Here is a 16,612-nt window from a genome sequence, read left to right as displayed (position 1 = left end):
TTTCCCTTGAATTTAGCTTTCCATTAAATGAGTATAGCCAAGCGACTGGCTTCGCAAACGGCCGTGTACGGCCTGAGCAGCATTGTGGGGCGCGTGCTGACGTTCTTGCTGGTGCGGGTGTACACCGGGCGGTTTGCAGCGGCGGAGTACGGCATCGTGACGGGACTGTACGCCTACGTTTCGTTTCTGAACGTGCTGTTCACCTACGGCATGGAAACCACTTACTTCCGCTTTGCCAACCGGCCCGGCACCGACCGCCAGGAGCTCTACGACCGGGTTATGACCCTACTGGTGCTTACCAGCGTCGTGTTCAGCGGGGTAGTGGCCCTGCTGGCCCGGCCCCTGATGAGCCTGCTGAGCCTGCCGGCCGGCCACGAACAGTACGCCGTCTGGATTGCCATTATTCTCGGGCTCGACGCCGTGGCGGCCATTCCATTTGCCCGGCTGCGGCTGGAAAACAAGGCCCGCAAGTTTGCCGGAATTCGGCTGGCTAGCATTCTGCTCAATATCGGACTGAACCTGTTTTTCATCGTGCTCTGTCCCGATGTGCTGGCCGGCAACTACCTGCCGGGCCTGCGCCCCCTGGTGGAAAGCGTGTACAACCCTACCCTTGGGGTGGGCTACGTGTTCCTCGCCAATCTGGCCGCCTCGGCCTTTACGCTGGTGCTGCTGGGTCGGGAGCTGCTGGATTTCCGCTTCCGCCTGAACCTGGAGCCCTTGCGGCCCCTGCTGCAGTACGCCTACCCCATTATGCTCATGGGAGTGGCCGGTATGGTTAACGAAATGCTGGACCGGATTATCCTACCCATGTGGCTGCCAGAGAACTTTTACCCCGGCCAAAGCAACCTGGCGGCCGTAGGCATCTACGGGGCCTGCTACAAAATCAGCGTCCTGATGAGCCTTGTTATTCAGGCCTTTAAGTACGCAGCCGAGCCGTTTTTCTTCGCCCAGAGCAACGAAAAGAACTCACCCTACACGTTTGCCCTCGTGCTGAAGTGGTTCACGCTCTGCTGCACCATGCTGTTTGTGGGCGTGAGCGTGAACGTAGATTTGGTGGCCCAGATATTCCTGCGCCGGCCCGAATACCTGCAGGGCTTGGCGGTAGTACCGGTACTGCTGCTGGCTTACCTGTTTCTGGGCGTGTACTGGAACCTCTCGGTGTGGTTTAAGCTCACTGACAAAACGTACTACGGCACCTACATTGGCTTTGCCGGGGCAGCCCTGACGGTCGTGCTTAACTTCCTGCTGATTCCGCTGCTGGGTTACATGGGCTCGGCTATTGCCACCCTAGCCTGCTACTTCCTGATGGCGGCCCTGTGCTGGTGGCTGGGGGAGCGGCACTTTCCCGTCCCCTACCCCATTGCTCGGTTGCTGACGTGGCTGGCGCTGGCCGTGGGCGTTGTGGCTCTGAGCTGGTGGTTGCCCGTGGCGGCCGGCTGGCCCCGCTACGCCTTCCACGCCCTGCTAACACTGGGTTTTGTGGGTCTGATTGCTTTGGTGGAAGGCCGCCGGCTGCGCGCCCTCTGAATTTGGCGGCTTCGGCCTTGAAACCCGTGAAATTACGCTAGCTTGAGCCGTTTCATGGGGAAATACCGCATCGGAATCATCCAGTATTTCCTCGTAATCCGCCAAAACAGTGCGGTAACCTGTTCTTCTCCTTCTACCTTTGGTGCGGGCAACTGCCTGTGCTTCTTTGCTTCATGCTGATTTCCGTTATCAATACCTCCAAGCATCCGCTGCCGGAGTACCAAACGGCCCACGCCGCCGGCATGGATGTGCGGGCCAACCTCGACGAGCCCGTTACGTTGAAGCCCCTGCAACGCGCCCTTATTCCGACCGGCCTGTTTCTGGAAATTCCAGTAGGCTACGAAATGCAGGTGCGGCCCCGTAGCGGCTTGGCGTACAAACACGGCATTGGTTTGGTGAACAGCCCAGGCACCATCGATGCGGACTACCGCGGCGAGCTAAAGGTGCTGCTCGTGAACCTCTCCGACCAGGAGTTCGTGGTGCAGGATGGGGAGCGTATTGCCCAGCTGGTAGTGGCCCGCCACGAAACCGTAGCGTGGCAGCTCGTTGCGGCCCTTAGCGACACGGCCCGTGGCGCCGGCGGCTACGGCAGCACCGGCCGGCAGTAACCTCGCACTAGCAGCCCATCCTTACGTAACCAGTACCTGCTTAGGCCCATATTACCCTTAAAATCAACTTTTACCTTTCAATACCACACCCGTATGAAAATCATCGTCCCGATGGCTGGTATGGGGAAGCGCATGCGCCCCCACACGCTCACTGTTCCTAAGCCCCTGATTCCGATTGCCGGCAAGCCTATTGTGCAGCGCCTGGTGGAAGACATTGCCAAAGTATGCGGCGAGCAGGTAGAGGAAGTGGCCTTTATTATCGGGCGCTTTGGCGCGGAGGTGGAGAAAAGCCTCGTGCAGATTGCCGATTCCGTAGGTGCCAAGGGCACTATTCATTACCAGGACGAGCCCCTGGGCACGGCCCACGCCATCCTGTGCGCCCAGTCGGCCCTCGATGGTCCGGTGGTAGTAGCCTTTGCTGATACGCTGTTTAAGGCTGATTTCATTCTGGATTCTTCCGCCGAGGGCACCATCTGGGTGCAGCGCGTAGACGACCCCAAGCCGTTCGGGGTAGTGAAGCTCAACGAGCAGGGCCAGATTACCGACTTCGTGGAGAAACCCCAGGAGTTTGTTTCCGACCTGGCCATCATCGGCATCTACTACTTCAAGGATGGCGAGTACCTGAAAAACGAGCTGCAATACCTGCTCGACAACGACATCAAGGACAAAGGCGAGTACCAGCTCACCAACGCCCTGGAGAACATGAAGAACAAGGGTACCTCCTTCGTGCCCGGCCGCGTGACCGAGTGGCTCGACTGTGGCAACAAGGATGCTACCGTATTCACCAACCAGCGTTACCTGGAGTACCTGCAGGAGCGCGGCGAAAACCTGGTGTCGGAGTCCGCGCAGGTAACCAATTCCGTCCTGATTCCGCCGGTGTACATCGGCGAAGGCGTTATCATTACCGATTCGGTGGTAGGCCCGCACGTTTCCTTAGGCAACCATACCAACGTACGCGCGTCCATCGTTTCTAACTCCATCGTGCAGCAGTCGGCCACGGTGCTGCACGCCAACCTGACCAACTCCATGGTGGGCAGCCACGCTACCGTTGCCAGCACGCCCAATGATTTGAGCCTGGGAGACTACAACACGCTGCGCGTGTGATATTTTTGCGTCTCCTGACGTTTCAGTAGCGCGGACCTTTACCCGGGTCTGTCGTGTTGGGGTTAGGTTTCCTCGTTTCCAAACCGCGGCCGTAGGGTCCGCGCTACTGTTTTCATGAGTCGATTCGGTGCTTTTTCTGTGCTTCTGCTGGGCCTGCTGGTGGCCAGCCCCGGGTACGCCCAACAGGCAAAGCCGGCGGCTCCCACTTCTACTGCGGCTCCGGAAAAGAAGCCCCGCAAGCTGACGCGCAAAGAGCGCAAGGAGTTGGCCCGTAGGGCGGCCCTGGACGCCGCCGCTCAGCAAAAACGCCCCTTATCGGAGAAGGACCGGGAAATGAGCGAGGCTTATTTCGTGGACGGGGTGCGGTTTGTGTTGCTGGAAGATTACAACAAGGCCCTGGAGCGGCTGCTAAAGGCGTACGCCCTCAACCCCACCAATGCGGCCGTCAATTATAAAATTGCTGAAACCAACCTGCTAAGCGGCAACCTCCAGGATGCCACCAACTTTGCGCAGGCAGCCGTGAAGCTAGACCCCCAGAACGCCTACTACTACTTGCTGCTGGCCCAGATTTACGCCTCGCAAAAGCAGTTCGACCAAGCCATTGGCGTGTACACTACGCTGATTAAGCAGGTGCCTAACTCGGGCTACTACCTCTTCAACCTAGCCGATCTGTACATTGCCCAGGGCAAGCTAAACGAGGCGCTGGCGACCTTCGACCAGGCGGAAAAGCAGTTTGGGCCGTTGGATGAGGTATCCTTCAAAAAGCAGCAGATCTACCTTAAGCAAAACAACCTCGACAAGGCCCTGAAGGAAGGCGAAGTCCTGATTACGGCCAACCCGAACGAGGTACGCTACGTGCTGGCCCAGGCCCAGATGTACGCGGCCAACAACCGTTTTCCCGACGCCATTCGGGTAGCGCAGCAGGCCCTCAAGCAGGACCCTGATAATCCGCGGGCCCGCATGATTCTGGCCGACGTGTACCGGCAGCAGAACAACGCCCCGGAGTCGGAAAAGCAAATCAAGCTGGCCTTTGAAAGCCCGGCCCTGGACATCGACGACAAGGTTCGGATTCTGGTTGACTACATCAAGCAGCTGCCCAACCCGGCCCTCAACCAAACGGCCCAGGACCTGGCCGCCATTACTACCCGGGTGCATCCGCGCGAAGCCAAGGCCTTTTCCATTGCCGGCGACATTCAGACGGTAACCGGTAACCGGCCCGCCGCCCGCACCAACTACCTCAAGGCCATTCAGCTCGACAACTCCCGCTACCAGATCTGGCAGCAGGTAGTATTGATTGATGCCGAGCTAAACCAGGTTGATTCCTTGCTCACGCACACGGAGCAGGCCCTGGAGCTATTCCCCAACCAGGCTCCGCTGTGGTTTTACAACGGCGTAGGCCACCAGTTGAAAAAGCAGCCCACCAAGGCCATCAAATCGTTGGAGTACGGCCGCAAGCTGGCCACCGACAACCCCGAGTTGCTGGCGCAGTTCGACACCCAGCTCGGCGACACCTACCACGAGTTGAAGGAATACGCTAAGTCGGATGCAGCTTACGAAGCGGCCCTGACCTTTGACGCCAACAACGCCCAGGCGCTGAATAACTACAGCTACTACCTTTCCCTGCGGGGCGAGAAGCTGGACAAGGCCAAGGAAATGGCGGGCAAGCTGGTCAAGCAGAACCCCGATAACGACACCTACCTCGATACCTACGGCTGGGTGCTCTACCGGCTGAAAGACTACGACGGGGCCCGGCAGCAGTTTGAAAAAGCCCTGAAGACGACCACGGATGCTACCGTAATCGAGCACTACGGCGACGTGCTATTCAAGCTGGGCGAGGCTGATAAGGCGCTGGCGGAGTGGCAGAAAGCCAAAAAAACAGGCGGTGCTTCCCCGCTCATCGACCGGAAGATAAAAGACAAGAAACTATATGAGTAACCGCCTCCTGCTGGTGCTGCTCAGCGCCACGTTGATGCTGGGTAGCTGCAACCGCAAATTGCTTTCCATTGGCTCCAAGGCCAGCAAACCAACGGTGCCCATGCCGGAGTCGGTGCGGGCGGCTAACGTTGATTTCCGCTTTCTGGCGGCGAAAGGCAAGGCGCAGTTTGACCAGCAGAGTGGCAACATCAATGTGCGCATCCGCAAGGACAGCGTCATCTGGATTTCGGCCTCGCTGATTGGGGTAGAAGGCGGCCGCATTTACATCACCCGCGACTCGGTACAGGTGCTCGACAAACTCCACCGCGAGTATTACGCCGGCGACTTCGCCTACCTCAGCAAGCGCCTGAACGTACCCGTCAACTTTGACATGCTGCAGGCCTTGCTGCTGGGCAATTACCTGGCCCCGCTCAGCGCCACTACCCAGCCTACGGTTACTACCGAGGGCCCGGTGCAGCGCGTGAATTATGAGCAGGCCGGCCTGCTGGTGCAGCAGCTGGTAAACCTGGAGCGTGGGCGCATTCAGCAACTGCAGGTACAGGCCCCGGCCAGTGAAAACAAGCTCACCGTCGACTACTCCGACTTCCGGCCCTTGGAGCGCACGGCCCAGCCGTTTGCCCACAGTAGCCTGGTGCAGGTGCAGCAAGGCCAGGCCGCGCCCTCCACGCTTACCATCACCTACCGCTCGATAGATGTGGACAAGGAGCGGCTGCAGTTCCCTTTCTCGGTTCCTAAGGGCTATGCGCGCAAAAAGTAAAAGCTGGCTGCTGGTAGTAAGTTGCGCGTTGTTGCTGGGGGTAGCCGATGCCTCTTGGGCGCAGCGCACGGGCTCCACGGGCCGCAAAAGCAAGGCCCAGCTCGAGCGGGAGCGACGCCTGACCCTGAAGCGCATCAACGAAACCAGCCGGATTCTGGAGCAAACCCAGCAGCAGAAGCAGGCCTCGGTTGGGCAGCTTAACGCGCTGAAGGAAAAGCTCACGGTGCAGCAGGGCGTCATCAAGAACATCAGCAGTGAGCTGCGCTACATTGAAACCGACGTTAAGCAGACGGAAAACCAGGTGCAGCAGACCCGCCAAAGCCTGGAGCAGCTCAAGGCGGAGTATGCCCGCCTGATTTACGCCGGCTCCAAAACGGCCAACGGCTACAACCGGGTCATGTTTCTGTTTGCCTCGGAGTCGTTTAACCAGTTCATGCTCCGCCTTCGCTACATCCGCCAGTACACGGAAGTACGCAAAGCCCAGGCTGCGCAAATCAGCCACACCCAGCAGCGCCTAAGCACCCAACTTACGGGCCTCAAGGAGAAGCAGGAGGAAAAAGGCTCCCTGCTTACTACCCAGATTTCGGAAAAGAAAAACCTGCTCACGCTCAAAACTCAGCAGGATCAGGTCGTCACGAAACTCACCCAGCAAGAGCAGAGCCTACGTCAGGAGCTGGCAACCCGCCAGCAGGCCGTAACCCGCCTCGACAACCTGATTGCTCAGCGGGTACGGGAAGAAATTGCCCGCGCCGCCCGCCTGGCGGCCCGGCGGGCCGCCGCTAAAGCCGCTGCGGCCCGCGCCAGCACTGCGGCTACCGCACCTTCCCGTAGCCCGGGGGCTACTGCCCGCACTACCACTACCGAGGCCACCGAAGCAGCCGCGGAAGCCGCGGCCGAACGCGTCGACCGCGTCACGATGACTCCGGAGGGCGCCGAGCTGGCTTCATCGTTTCATGATAACCGGGGCCGGCTGCCGTGGCCCGTGGGCCGGGGGTTTATCAGCCAGCACTTCGGCCGGCACAATCACCCCGTACTGAAGAATGTAGTAGTAGAGAACCGGGGCGTTGATATTCAAACCAATGCCGGGGAGCCGGTGCGGGCCGTTTTCAGCGGGAAAGTGCTGACCGTGGCCAGCGTGCCCGGCATGAACACCATTGTAATGGTGCAGCACGGTGACTACTTCACGGTGTACGCCAAGCTACGCAGCGTTAGCGTCAGTGAGGGCCAGACCATTAGCGCTCGCCAAACCATCGGCACCGTGTCTACGGATGCGGAAGGGACCTCCGAGGTGCAGTTTCAGGTGTGGCACAACAGCTCCAACCTGAACCCGGAAAACTGGTTGGGCCGCAAGTAGGTAGCAAAAAAAAACACCGCACAGCATGCGGTGTCTTTCTGAGCTATGAAAACAAACTTAGCTATCAGAATCCCTCCCCCGGTCCGCTAGCGGCGGTGAAGCCACCAACCTGGCCAGGGTAATCCCCGATAACATGACGAAAGATACATGCGGCGCTATTTCCTGCTCTAGCAATTTCGCCGAATGTGTTTTTTCCCTCGGTGAATACTCGCATTCTGAATGCTTTTCTCACTTGTTGAGCTTAAATAAGATTTAGGCGGCTCAGTAGCGCAGCTTTATATGAGCTACCAATGGGCACGGGCAGCACGCTGGCAGCCTGTTCGGCACTACGCCCAGCCTCAACAATAACGGCGTCGTTCTCGATGGCAATGATCCGGTCTAGCCGCACAATATACTTACGGTGTACCCGGGCAAAGTCGCGGAGGGGCAGCTTGGCTTCCAGCTCCTTCATGGTGCTGTACACCGTGTACCGCTCGCGGCCGGAGTAGATGTTCACGTAGTCGCCGAGCGCCTCTACATACCGGATATCAGATGTGTTCACCCGCAGCAGTTTATGGTCCTGTTTTATAAAGATTTCATTCTGGCCTCCGTTCAGGTAGAACGATTCTGCCGTGTCGTTGGCCATGCGTAGTAGTCCCTCCAACTTGATTTTTTCTTCTTCCAGCTGCAGGCGGGCCCGCCGCAACTCTAGGTGCGATACTACTTCCCGGGCCAAAATGCGAAGCGCATCGCGCTGCTCTTCGGTTAAGCGGCGGGGCACGGTATCGATGGTGCAAATGGTGCCTAACGCCTGCCCCTCGGGGGTTATCAGCGGTGCGCCGGCGTAAAAGCGAATGTTAGGGTCGCCGGTAACCAGCGCATTTTGCTTGAAAAGGGGGTCCAGCGTCGCATCTTCTACTTCATACACCTTATCTGAGAGAATGGCGTGCTGGCAAAAGGCCAGGTGGCGAGGTGTACTCTTAACGCCCAGGCCCACTTCGGCCTTAAACCACTGCCGCTCAGCATCCAGCAGCGACACCAGGGAAATAGGTGTACCACAGATATAAGCTGCCAACCGCACCAAGTCATCAAAAGCCGCTTCGGGGGGCGTGTCCAGGATGCGGTAATTACGCAGAACTTCCAGACGAGCGGCTTCGTCGAAGCGGCGGGTCAGCGGCTTTACGGTGCTTTCCGTGGCGGAAAAAGTAGGAGACATTAGGGAAGGGAAAGGAGCAGGTGATGAAGCGTGAGCAAGGTAGGATAGTCTATAAACAACTCTCTAAATAGCAGGTATAGTAGCAATTTGTTGCTAACGCCCCGCCGAGTAGACGGATTTGCCAGCTTAACATCATTATTCCCTGGCTAAAGCTGTTGGCCTCAGTCCATTCCAGAGCATTGCCATTAGCGCGCTCATTAGGGTAGCCTGGAGGCGCACGGGAACTGATTTTGAAATTATGCGGTACCTTTACCAATCCCGATGCGTACAAGGCTGCGTATACGTAGCTTTGCCACATAATAACCCGACCTGTTGGTCTTCCTCCCTATGAATTTTGCCTCCCTTTTGCTTGGTATTGGCGGCCTCGGCGGCACTGAGCTACTGCTTATCGGCCTCGCTATCATTCTCTTATTTGGAGCTAAGCGCATTCCAGAGCTGTTCCGGGGCATGGGCCAGGGCATCCGGGAATTTAAGGATGCCTCCAAGGAAGAGAAGCCGGAGTTTCGCGACGGCCCGATCAATCCGAATGATCCCACGGCTCCCCGCCGCTAAATGCTCGCAGTCATGAACACTCCCTTCTTCCTCTTCTTAGGTGATTTGGGCGGTGGTGAGCTAATGCTCATCATGGTCGTTATCCTTATTTTCTTCGGGGCGAACAAGATTCCGGAGCTGGCCCGTGGCCTGGGCAAAGGCATCCGCGAGTTCAAGGATGCCTCCCGTGAAATTCGGAGCGAAATTGAAAACTCCGGCCAGCCCCAGCAGCCCTACCAGCAGCAATTCAACCAGCAACCCTACCAGGCCCCCGTGGCCCCGGTAGCCGAAGCCCCGGCCGTTACGCCGGTGGCTCCGCCCATGGACGGCGGCCTAACCCACCCGGTTACGCATACCCCCGAAGAGCGGCCCCGCCTCGACCAAATGAACTAAACCCTTTTTCGTCTTGAGACGCTTTAACTCCCTCACGGAAGTTCGCCACGAGCTGACGGCAGGCACCACGTCCTGTCGTCAGCTCGTGGCTTATTATCTGGATAATATCCGCCGCAAAGAACACCTGAACGCCTTTTTGGAGGTGTGGCCCGAAGAAGCCCTGGCGCAGGCAGAGGCCGTTGATGCCAAGCTGGCTGCCGGTACGGCTGGCAAGCTGGCCGGCATGGTTATCGGCCTGAAAGATGTGCTGGCCTACGAAGGCCACAGCTTGCAGAGCAGCAGCCACATCCTGGACGGCTTCAAATCCTTGTTTACGGGCACGGCTGTGCAGCGCCTGCTCGATGAGGATGCCATCCTGATCGGCCGCCAGAACTGCGACGAGTTTGCCATGGGTGCCTCCAACGAGACCTCCTATTTCGGCCCCGCCCGCAATGAAATTGACCCCGAGCGGGTACCCGGTGGCTCTTCTGGGGGCTCGGCAGTGGCGGTGCAGGCCGATATGTGCCTAGCTTCCATTGGCTCCGATACGGGTGGCTCGGTGCGGCAGCCGGCCGCGTTTTGCGGAATTGTGGGCTTTAAGCCAACTTACTCGCGCATCTCTCGCTACGGGCTGGTTGCGTACGCGTCTTCCTTCGACCAGATTGGTACACTGACTCGCTCAGTGGAAGATGCCGCCCTGCTGCTGGAAGTTATGGCCGGCCCCGACTCCTTCGACAGCACGGCCAGCCAGCGCGAAGTGCCCGCCTACAGCCAGCAGCTGACGCCGGCCCCGCACTACCGCATCGGCTACATCAAGGATTGCCTGGAGCGGCCGGGTCTGAATCCGGAAATCAAGGCGGCCACGGAGCAGGCCCTGGAACAGTTCCGGGGTCAGGGCCACGTGGTAGAAGCCGTGGACTTCCCTTACCTCGACTTTATCGTTCCTACGTACTACATCCTGACCACAGCCGAAGCCAGCTCTAACCTGAGCCGGTACGACGGGGTGAAGTTTGGCTACCGCGCCCCGGACGCTACGGACTTGGAGTCGCTCTACAAGAAAACGCGCGCCCAGGGTTTCGGCCCCGAAGTGCAGCGCCGGATTCTGCTGGGCACTTTCGTGCTGAGCGCCAGTTACTACGACGCCTATTATACCAAGGCCCAGCGCGTACGCCGCCTCATCAAGGAAAAGACCGACGAGCTGTTGCGCGAGTACGATTTCCTGGTGCTGCCGACTACCCCGACCACGGCCTTCCACATCGGCGACGTGAACAAGGATACGCTGGCCATGTATCTGGCTGACATCTTTACCGTGCAGGCCTCTCTGGCGGGTGTACCCGCCATTTCGGTGCCCGCTGGAAAGGACGCGCAGAGTTTACCCATTGGTTTGCAGATTTTGGCGGGCGCTTTCCGCGAGGAGCACCTGCTGGCGTTTGCCAGCACCGTGACGGAAACTGTCGTTCCCGTAGAGGCCTAACCAGCCCGTAAAGGATAGCCCCGGAGTTTCGCTTTGGCTTCCTTGCTGATGACTGCCGAGCGCAGCCGTAAGCAGGGGCCTACGCGAAGCTTCGGGGTTCTTATTCGCTGCCGGGCTGGCATTTATGTCAATCCGTGCTATTTTTGAAGATGCGCTGGGCTGAGGCACAGCAAGTTGAGGTTTTCGGCTTACCTGCCAGTTTCCATGTAAGATGAAGAAGTCGTTGCTGCGTGCTGCTGTTCCCTTGTTATTTGCCGCTGCCGTGGGGCGCTCCGCGGCGGCCCAGGTTCGGCCCGAACTGCCCCCTACCTCCCCGACTCAAACGCTGCCACCGGCGGATGACTCGTTGCGGGTTAACCTGGAGTTGCTCCCCGATTCTTTGGTAGCGGCGCCGGTACCTGTTGACTCAGTGAAGCTAGCGTGGCTGCGCACTCCACCGGAGCTGCGCGACTTGGTAGGGGACCGGATCAGCTGCTTTGAAACCGATGTGCCGCACGTCTTCAACTCGCATGTACTGGCGTTTGTGCGCCTATTCACGGAACGGCAGCGCGGCTATACCCAGCGCGTGCTGGAGCGCGAAAACCTGTATTTCCCGCTCTTCGAGAAGTATCTGGCCAAGTATAACCTGCCCACAGACCTGAAGTATCTGGCCGTGGTAGAGTCAGCCCTGATTCCGACGGCGAAGTCCCGGGTGGGGGCTACGGGCTTGTGGCAGTTCATGGGCCCAACGGCCAACGACCTGCGCCTGCGCCGCGACGAGTGGGTGGACGAGCGCATGAACCCCGAAAAAGCTACGGAAGCGGCTTGCAAGCATTTGCGCTACCTCTACGGCGTTTTTCACGATTGGGAAATGGTGCTGGCGGCGTACAACTGGGGCGCGGGCAACATGCAAAAGGTAGTGCGCCGCACGGGCAAGAAAACGTACTGGGAGGTGCACCCGAGCCTGCCGGCCGAAACGCGCAACTACGTGCCCACCTTCACGGCCATTATGTACGCCATGAAGTATGCCCAGCAGCACCAGTTGCACTCCCCTACCCTGAAATATCAATACGCGGAGGCCATGGATACCCTGCAGCTGGGTGGCCGAGCCTTTGACCTGACGCGGCTGGCCCGGGCTTGCGGCTACTCTGATTCTATGGTACTGGCCCGCCTGAACCCGGAGCTGCGCAAGCCCTGGCTACCGCACGGTTACCGGCCGTACGCGGTGCAGTTGCCGGCGGCAGTGCGGCCGGCCCTGGCTGTAGTCGACCGGGAGACGCTGTTTGACTACTGTCGCCCCCTGGCCGAGCTGCCGCAGCCGGTGCTGCCACGCCCAGTACTACTAGCCGGGGTTGAGCCCTTCCCTACCCGCGGCCTAGCCGTGGCCGGAGCCGCTGCCGGCGGGCATTCTTCACCGCCTCGTTACCGCCGGGTGCGCCACACTGTGAAGCGGGGCGAAACGGTGGCGTCAGTAGCGGAGCGCTACGAGGTAAGCTCAGCCCAGGTACGCCGCTGGAATAATTTGGGCAAGCGCTCTGCCTTGACGCCGCGCAGCCAGGTAGTAGTTTTTGTGCCGCTGTCAGCCACCCAACTTCCAGCCGGGCCAGCTACTACCTCCGAAGTCCAGGCCCTTGTTGCCACCAGCAACCGGTTGCCGCTGGCGGTACCCGCACGGGTAGGAACTAGCAAAACCAAGCTTACCCCTTCAGAAACCGAAGACGCTACGGAACCAGTACTTACCCGCCCGGCAGCTACCAAGCCAGCCTCGGCTGCAATTCGGGCTACTCGTTCTACCTCTGAGGCTGTAGCCTCAACCGCTGCTGCCAATGAGCCGGCGCCTACTACCTACACCGTGCGGCGAGGCGATTTTCTGGAGAAGGTAGCCCGCACCCACGGCCTGACGGTAGCTCAGCTCATGGCGCGCAATAAGCTGACGGGAGAAGCCCTTACGCCCGGCCAGAAGCTGAACCTGCAGGAGCTGGCCTCGGAACCCGCAGCGGAGCTACTAACCGCTACGCGCGAAGCTGCCACCGCGGCCCAGGAGCCAGCCCGACGAGCTGCGCGGTCGGCTTCCCGCTCTCTGCTGCCCGCTCCGCAAGTACACTTAGTACAGCCTGGCGATACGCTCTACAACATTTCCCGCCGCTACCAGGGCCTCACGGTTGAGAAGTTGCGGGAGCTGAATCATCTGCAGTCAGACGAGGTAAAGCCTGGCCAAAAGCTGATTGTAAAGAGCTGATACTTTTGTGCGGCTAGTTATTAAAAAGCGCAGAGCTTCTTCTGCGCTTTTTTTATATCTAACTATCAACCACTTGACCAAAAATTACATCAATTAGCTCCAGAAAGGGAACTATTTACTTGAAAGTTGGCACGACGCTTGGCTACGACTGATTATAAGCCGCTCTGTCCTTTTCCTTCCTTTTCAATTATGCTGAAATTCGTACGTATCCTGTCGGGTATATCCATGCTGACCTTGGTGGCCGGTTGCCAGAAAGACACCGAAATGCCGGAACCTACCGTAGCTCCTGCCGTGCAGGAGGCCAACCTCAACTTCACTTATACCTACCCCACTGAAAGCAAAGGGCAGACGTTTCTGGCCCAAGCACCTTCCGGCAAGCTGGCTTCAGATAGGCTGACGCTTGTCTTTGAAAAGGAGCCCCGCCCGGCTGGCATGGGCACCGAAGAACGGATTGAGTTCCTGCTACCCAAAGGCAAGCAAAAGGCTGGCCTGGTTGGCACGTATACACTTTCTTCCCAGCCCGACCCGGGCCAGGGCGACATGCTGGCTACGTACGAGCGCCCCACCTACGGCTCGGGCGTTTACCTCAACAAATACTCCGGCAACTCCCACCGGCTGGAAGGAAACTTCGTCATTACTGAGTTTAACGCGGCTCGCCAACTCATCAGCGGGTCATATACCTTCACGATTCGCAACGCCAAGGACCCGTATGTATACCTGGCCGTGGGCTCGCAGGCAGACAGCCGGCGCGATTGTGACATAAAAGTCTACGGCACCTTTAAAGAAATTCCGCTGCTCTAGGCTGCCATAGCTAGGTACCCCAGCGTAACGCTCCGAGTTCAGCTGAACTCGGAGCGTTTTTTCTATCCGGGCGGGGGCGCGTACCTTTGCCGCGGGTTGATATTGCCCATTTTGCTTTCTTGCCCTTTAAAGGAAGCTCCATCCTAGCACCGTAGCATGCTGAAAATAAATAAACAGGACGCCCTGAATTACCACTCCCAAAGCCCCGCCGGCAAAATTGAGGTAGTCCCGACCAAGCCCGTCAGTACGCAGCTGGACCTGGCCCTGGCCTACTCGCCCGGCGTAGCGGAGCCCTGCAAAGAAATTGCCGCCAACAAGGACGAGGTATATAAGTACACGGCCAAGGGCAACCTGGTGGGCGTTATCAGCAACGGGACGGCCGTGCTGGGCCTGGGCAACATCGGGCCCGATGCGTCCAAGCCGGTAATGGAGGGGAAAGGCGTATTGTTCAAGAAGTTTGCGGGCATTGACTGCTTCGATATTGAGATTGACGCCACGGACCCCGAGGAGTTTATCCGCATCGTGAAGTCGTTAGAGCCCACGTTTGGCGGCATCAACTTGGAGGACATTAAGGCCCCGGAGTGCTTCCCGATTGAGACGGCCCTGCGCGAGCAGATGAACATTCCGCTCATGCACGACGACCAGCACGGCACGGCCATTATTTCCTCGGCGGCTTTGCTGAACGCGCTGGAGGTAGTCGGCAAGAACATCCAGGAAATTCGGGTGGTAGTAAGCGGGGCCGGGGCCGCGGCTATTAGCTGCCTGCGCCTGTACCTGGAGCTGGGCTTGAAGCGCGAAAACGTGGTGGTGTTCGACAAGGACGGCATCATTCACCCGCAGCGCACCGATCTGGCGGCCCTGCAGCTGCAGTTTGCCACCGAGCGGCCCATTACTACCCTGGCCCAGGCCATGGAAGGGGCCGACTTTTTCCTGGGGCTTTCGGCCGCCAACGTGCTGGCTCCGGAGTTGCTGCTGAAGATGGCCGCCAACCCCATTGTATTCGCCCTGGCCAACCCCGACCCGGAAATTCCCTACGAGGTAGCCATGGCCACCCGCGAGGACATCATCATGGCAACGGGCCGCTCCGACCATCCCAACCAAGTAAACAACGTGCTGGGCTTCCCCTACATTTTCCGGGGGGCTCTGGACGTGCGCGCCACCGAAATCAACGAGGCCATGAAGCTGGCCGCCGTGCGCGCCCTGGCTGAGCTGGCCAAGGAGCCGGTGCCGGATATGGTGAACAAAGCCTACGGCGACAACACCCTGTCCTTCGGCCGTACCTATCTGATTCCCAAGCCCCTGGACCCACGCCTGATTACCGCCGTTAGTCCGGCCGTAGCCAAGGCCGCCATGGAAAGCGGCGTGGCGCGCATTCAGATCGACGACTGGTTTGCCTACGAGGACGAGCTACGCGCCCGCCTCGGCGTGAATCAGAAGCTGATGAACCGCATTACCCAAGCGGCCCGCAGCAACCCCAAGCGCGTGGTGTTTGCCGAAGGCGACACCTACAAAATCCTCAAGGCGGCCCAGATCCTGCACGATGAAGGCATTGCCCAGCCCATCTTGCTCGGCAACCGCAACAAGATTGCGCGCATTGCCCAGGAAAACTCCCTGGACCTAGAAGGCTGCCAGATCATCGATATTCTGCACGAAGAAGCCAAGCGAGAGGAGTTTGCCCAGAAGCTCTACGAGAAGCGCCAGCGCCGCGGCATCACGCTCTACGAAGGCCGTCGCCTGCTGCGCGAGCGAAACTACTTCGGCAGCATGATGCTGGAAACCGGTGAGGCGGATGCTTTTATTACGGGTCTGAGCAAGGATTACGGCAAGAGCATCATGCCTTCCCTGCAGGTAATTGGGGTAGCCGAAGACGTGAAGCGCGTGGCCTCCATGTACATCATTCAGCACAAGAAGGGCCCTTACTTCTTTGCCGATACTACCGTGAACATCGACCCTTCGGCCGAGGAAATGGTGGAAATTATTGGGCTTACCTCCCGGGCCGTAAAGTTCTTCGACACCGAGCCGCGGGTAGCCGTTATCAGCTACTCCAACTTCGGCTCCAACCCCGGCGAGCTGCCCGATAAAGCCCGCCGCGCCACGGAGCTAGCCAAGCAGCGCTACCCTGAGCTGATTCTGGACGGGGAAATGCAGGCTAACACTGCTCTCAACTCCGAACTGCTCCGCGAGCAGTACCCTTTCTCGCCCCTGGCCGACAAAGGCGGGGCCAACACGCTCATTTTCCCGAATGTTATCAGCGGCAACATTGCCTACAAGGTGCTCCAGGAAATTGGGGGCGCGGAGGTGATTGGGCCAGTACTCATGGGCATGCGCAAGCCGGTGCACATCCTACAGCTCGGCGCTTCCGTCCGCGAAATCGTGAACATGGCCGCCATTGCCGTGGTGGACGCCCAGCACCCGGAGGGCAAAGGCCTGTGATTGGTGATGAGGTGAAAAGTAATAGGTGAATGGTGATGAGGTGAATGGTGACAGGTAACAACCTAAGCCTTCCTCCCCTTCACAAGTGCTAAAAGCCCAGCTGCTTGCCAAGCGGCTGGGCTTTTGCATTCCTGCCTCCGGTTTCCTCACGCCCCGACCTCATCACCCCATTACCTCTCACTTTGATTCCGGGCAAATTCGCCCCAACTTGCTCAACCACCTCATCGGCCCGCCCAGGCCGGCTAAATCAATTAGAACAACTAACCCCCTTGGCACAAATCCCGGCTGTAGCGTGTTGTTCTC

General features: G+C 58.9%; 13 protein-coding genes. 12 read left to right on the top strand and 1 reads right to left on the bottom strand.

The features are described from left to right. The first annotated feature begins 27 nt into the window (after positions 1–27). The 6 genes from IEW18_RS00720 (at position 28) to IEW18_RS00695 (ending at position 7,285) form a co-directional block, all read left to right on the top strand. The gene (locus IEW18_RS00720) at positions 28–1,527 is read left to right on the top strand and encodes an MATE family efflux transporter (protein WP_188555905.1); all 1,500 of its coding nucleotides are present in this window, start codon (positions 28–30) and stop codon (positions 1,525–1,527) included. A 173-nt stretch (positions 1,528–1,700) separates the two neighbouring features. Further along, a complete protein-coding gene (gene dut, locus IEW18_RS00715) occupies positions 1,701–2,135 on the top strand; it encodes a dUTP diphosphatase (protein WP_188555904.1) in 435 nt (144 codons plus the stop codon). A gap of 93 nt (positions 2,136–2,228) precedes the next feature. Beyond that, complete coding sequence (locus tag IEW18_RS00710; RefSeq protein ID WP_188555903.1) at positions 2,229–3,239, top strand: sugar phosphate nucleotidyltransferase; 1,011 nt, start codon at positions 2,229–2,231, stop codon at positions 3,237–3,239. A gap of 114 nt (positions 3,240–3,353) precedes the next feature. Next, positions 3,354–5,174 carry a tetratricopeptide repeat protein gene (locus IEW18_RS00705; protein WP_188555902.1) on the top strand — a complete coding sequence of 607 codons (1,821 nt, stop codon included), beginning with the start codon at positions 3,354–3,356 and terminating at the stop codon, positions 5,172–5,174. Next, positions 5,167–5,931, top strand: coding sequence for a lipoprotein insertase outer membrane protein LolB1 (gene lolB1, locus IEW18_RS00700; RefSeq protein ID WP_188555901.1), 765 nt, complete (start codon positions 5,167–5,169; stop codon positions 5,929–5,931). Before IEW18_RS00705 ends, lolB1 begins: the two co-directional genes overlap by 8 nt. Then, complete coding sequence (locus IEW18_RS00695) at positions 5,915–7,285, top strand: murein hydrolase activator EnvC family protein (RefSeq protein ID WP_188555900.1); 1,371 nt, start codon at positions 5,915–5,917, stop codon at positions 7,283–7,285. Before lolB1 ends, IEW18_RS00695 begins: the two co-directional genes overlap by 17 nt. 241 nt (positions 7,286–7,526) lie before the next feature. Here IEW18_RS00695 and IEW18_RS00690 read toward each other — a convergent pair whose 3' ends face one another. Next, a complete protein-coding gene (locus IEW18_RS00690; protein ID WP_188555899.1) occupies positions 7,527–8,480 on the bottom strand; it encodes a GAF domain-containing DNA-binding protein in 954 nt (317 codons plus the stop codon). 327 nt (positions 8,481–8,807) lie between these two features. Between IEW18_RS00690 and IEW18_RS00685 the strand changes: the two genes are divergently transcribed. The 6 genes from IEW18_RS00685 (at position 8,808) to IEW18_RS00660 (ending at position 16,309) form a co-directional block, all read left to right on the top strand. Next, positions 8,808–9,032, top strand: a complete 225-nt coding sequence (locus IEW18_RS00685) for a twin-arginine translocase TatA/TatE family subunit (protein ID WP_188555898.1) — start codon at positions 8,808–8,810, stop codon at positions 9,030–9,032. A gap of 12 nt (positions 9,033–9,044) precedes the next feature. Further along, positions 9,045–9,404: a twin-arginine translocase TatA/TatE family subunit gene (gene tatA, locus IEW18_RS21940; RefSeq protein ID WP_188555897.1), complete on the top strand. Its 360-nt coding sequence runs from the start codon at positions 9,045–9,047 to the stop codon at positions 9,402–9,404. A 13-nt stretch (positions 9,405–9,417) separates the two neighbouring features. Further along, positions 9,418–10,857 (top strand): Asp-tRNA(Asn)/Glu-tRNA(Gln) amidotransferase subunit GatA, encoded by a 1,440-nt coding sequence (gene gatA / locus IEW18_RS00675; RefSeq protein WP_188555896.1) that lies wholly within the window; start codon positions 9,418–9,420, stop codon positions 10,855–10,857. A gap of 211 nt (positions 10,858–11,068) precedes the next feature. Beyond that, positions 11,069–13,075 (top strand): LysM peptidoglycan-binding domain-containing protein, encoded by a 2,007-nt coding sequence (locus IEW18_RS00670; RefSeq protein WP_188555895.1) that lies wholly within the window; start codon positions 11,069–11,071, stop codon positions 13,073–13,075. A gap of 189 nt (positions 13,076–13,264) precedes the next feature. Next, the gene (locus tag IEW18_RS00665) at positions 13,265–13,876 is read left to right on the top strand and encodes a hypothetical protein (protein ID WP_188555894.1); all 612 of its coding nucleotides are present in this window, start codon (positions 13,265–13,267) and stop codon (positions 13,874–13,876) included. Between the two features lie 156 nt (positions 13,877–14,032). Continuing rightward, positions 14,033–16,309 carry an NADP-dependent malic enzyme gene (locus IEW18_RS00660; protein WP_188555893.1) on the top strand — a complete coding sequence of 759 codons (2,277 nt, stop codon included), beginning with the start codon at positions 14,033–14,035 and terminating at the stop codon, positions 16,307–16,309. The last annotated feature ends 303 nt before the right edge of the window (positions 16,310–16,612 follow it).

The organism is Hymenobacter glacieicola, from assembly GCF_014640315.1.
Lineage (GTDB): Bacteria > Bacteroidota > Bacteroidia > Cytophagales > Hymenobacteraceae > Hymenobacter > Hymenobacter glacieicola.
The sequence above is the reverse complement of the archived record's forward strand: the minus strand, read 5'-3'. Positions and strand labels throughout refer to the sequence as shown.

What these genes read in the sequence shown, in the direction of transcription:
- IEW18_RS00720 (WP_188555905.1), top strand. Translation starts at nt 28, where the DNA reads ATGAGTATAGCCAAGCGACTGGCTTCGCAAACGGCCGTGTACGGCCTG.
- dut (WP_188555904.1), top strand. Translation starts at nt 1,701, where the DNA reads ATGCTGATTTCCGTTATCAATACCTCCAAGCATCCGCTGCCGGAGTAC.
- IEW18_RS00710 (WP_188555903.1), top strand. Translation starts at nt 2,229, where the DNA reads ATGAAAATCATCGTCCCGATGGCTGGTATGGGGAAGCGCATGCGCCCC.
- IEW18_RS00705 (WP_188555902.1), top strand. Translation starts at nt 3,354, where the DNA reads ATGAGTCGATTCGGTGCTTTTTCTGTGCTTCTGCTGGGCCTGCTGGTG.
- lolB1 (WP_188555901.1), top strand. Translation starts at nt 5,167, where the DNA reads ATGAGTAACCGCCTCCTGCTGGTGCTGCTCAGCGCCACGTTGATGCTG.
- IEW18_RS00695 (WP_188555900.1), top strand. Translation starts at nt 5,915, where the DNA reads ATGCGCGCAAAAAGTAAAAGCTGGCTGCTGGTAGTAAGTTGCGCGTTG.
- IEW18_RS00690 (WP_188555899.1), bottom strand. Translation starts at nt 8,480, where the DNA reads ATGTCTCCTACTTTTTCCGCCACGGAAAGCACCGTAAAGCCGCTGACC.
- IEW18_RS00685 (WP_188555898.1), top strand. Translation starts at nt 8,808, where the DNA reads ATGAATTTTGCCTCCCTTTTGCTTGGTATTGGCGGCCTCGGCGGCACT.
- tatA (WP_188555897.1), top strand. Translation starts at nt 9,045, where the DNA reads ATGAACACTCCCTTCTTCCTCTTCTTAGGTGATTTGGGCGGTGGTGAG.
- IEW18_RS00670 (WP_188555895.1), top strand. Translation starts at nt 11,069, where the DNA reads ATGAAGAAGTCGTTGCTGCGTGCTGCTGTTCCCTTGTTATTTGCCGCT.
- IEW18_RS00665 (WP_188555894.1), top strand. Translation starts at nt 13,265, where the DNA reads ATGCTGAAATTCGTACGTATCCTGTCGGGTATATCCATGCTGACCTTG.
- IEW18_RS00660 (WP_188555893.1), top strand. Translation starts at nt 14,033, where the DNA reads ATGCTGAAAATAAATAAACAGGACGCCCTGAATTACCACTCCCAAAGC.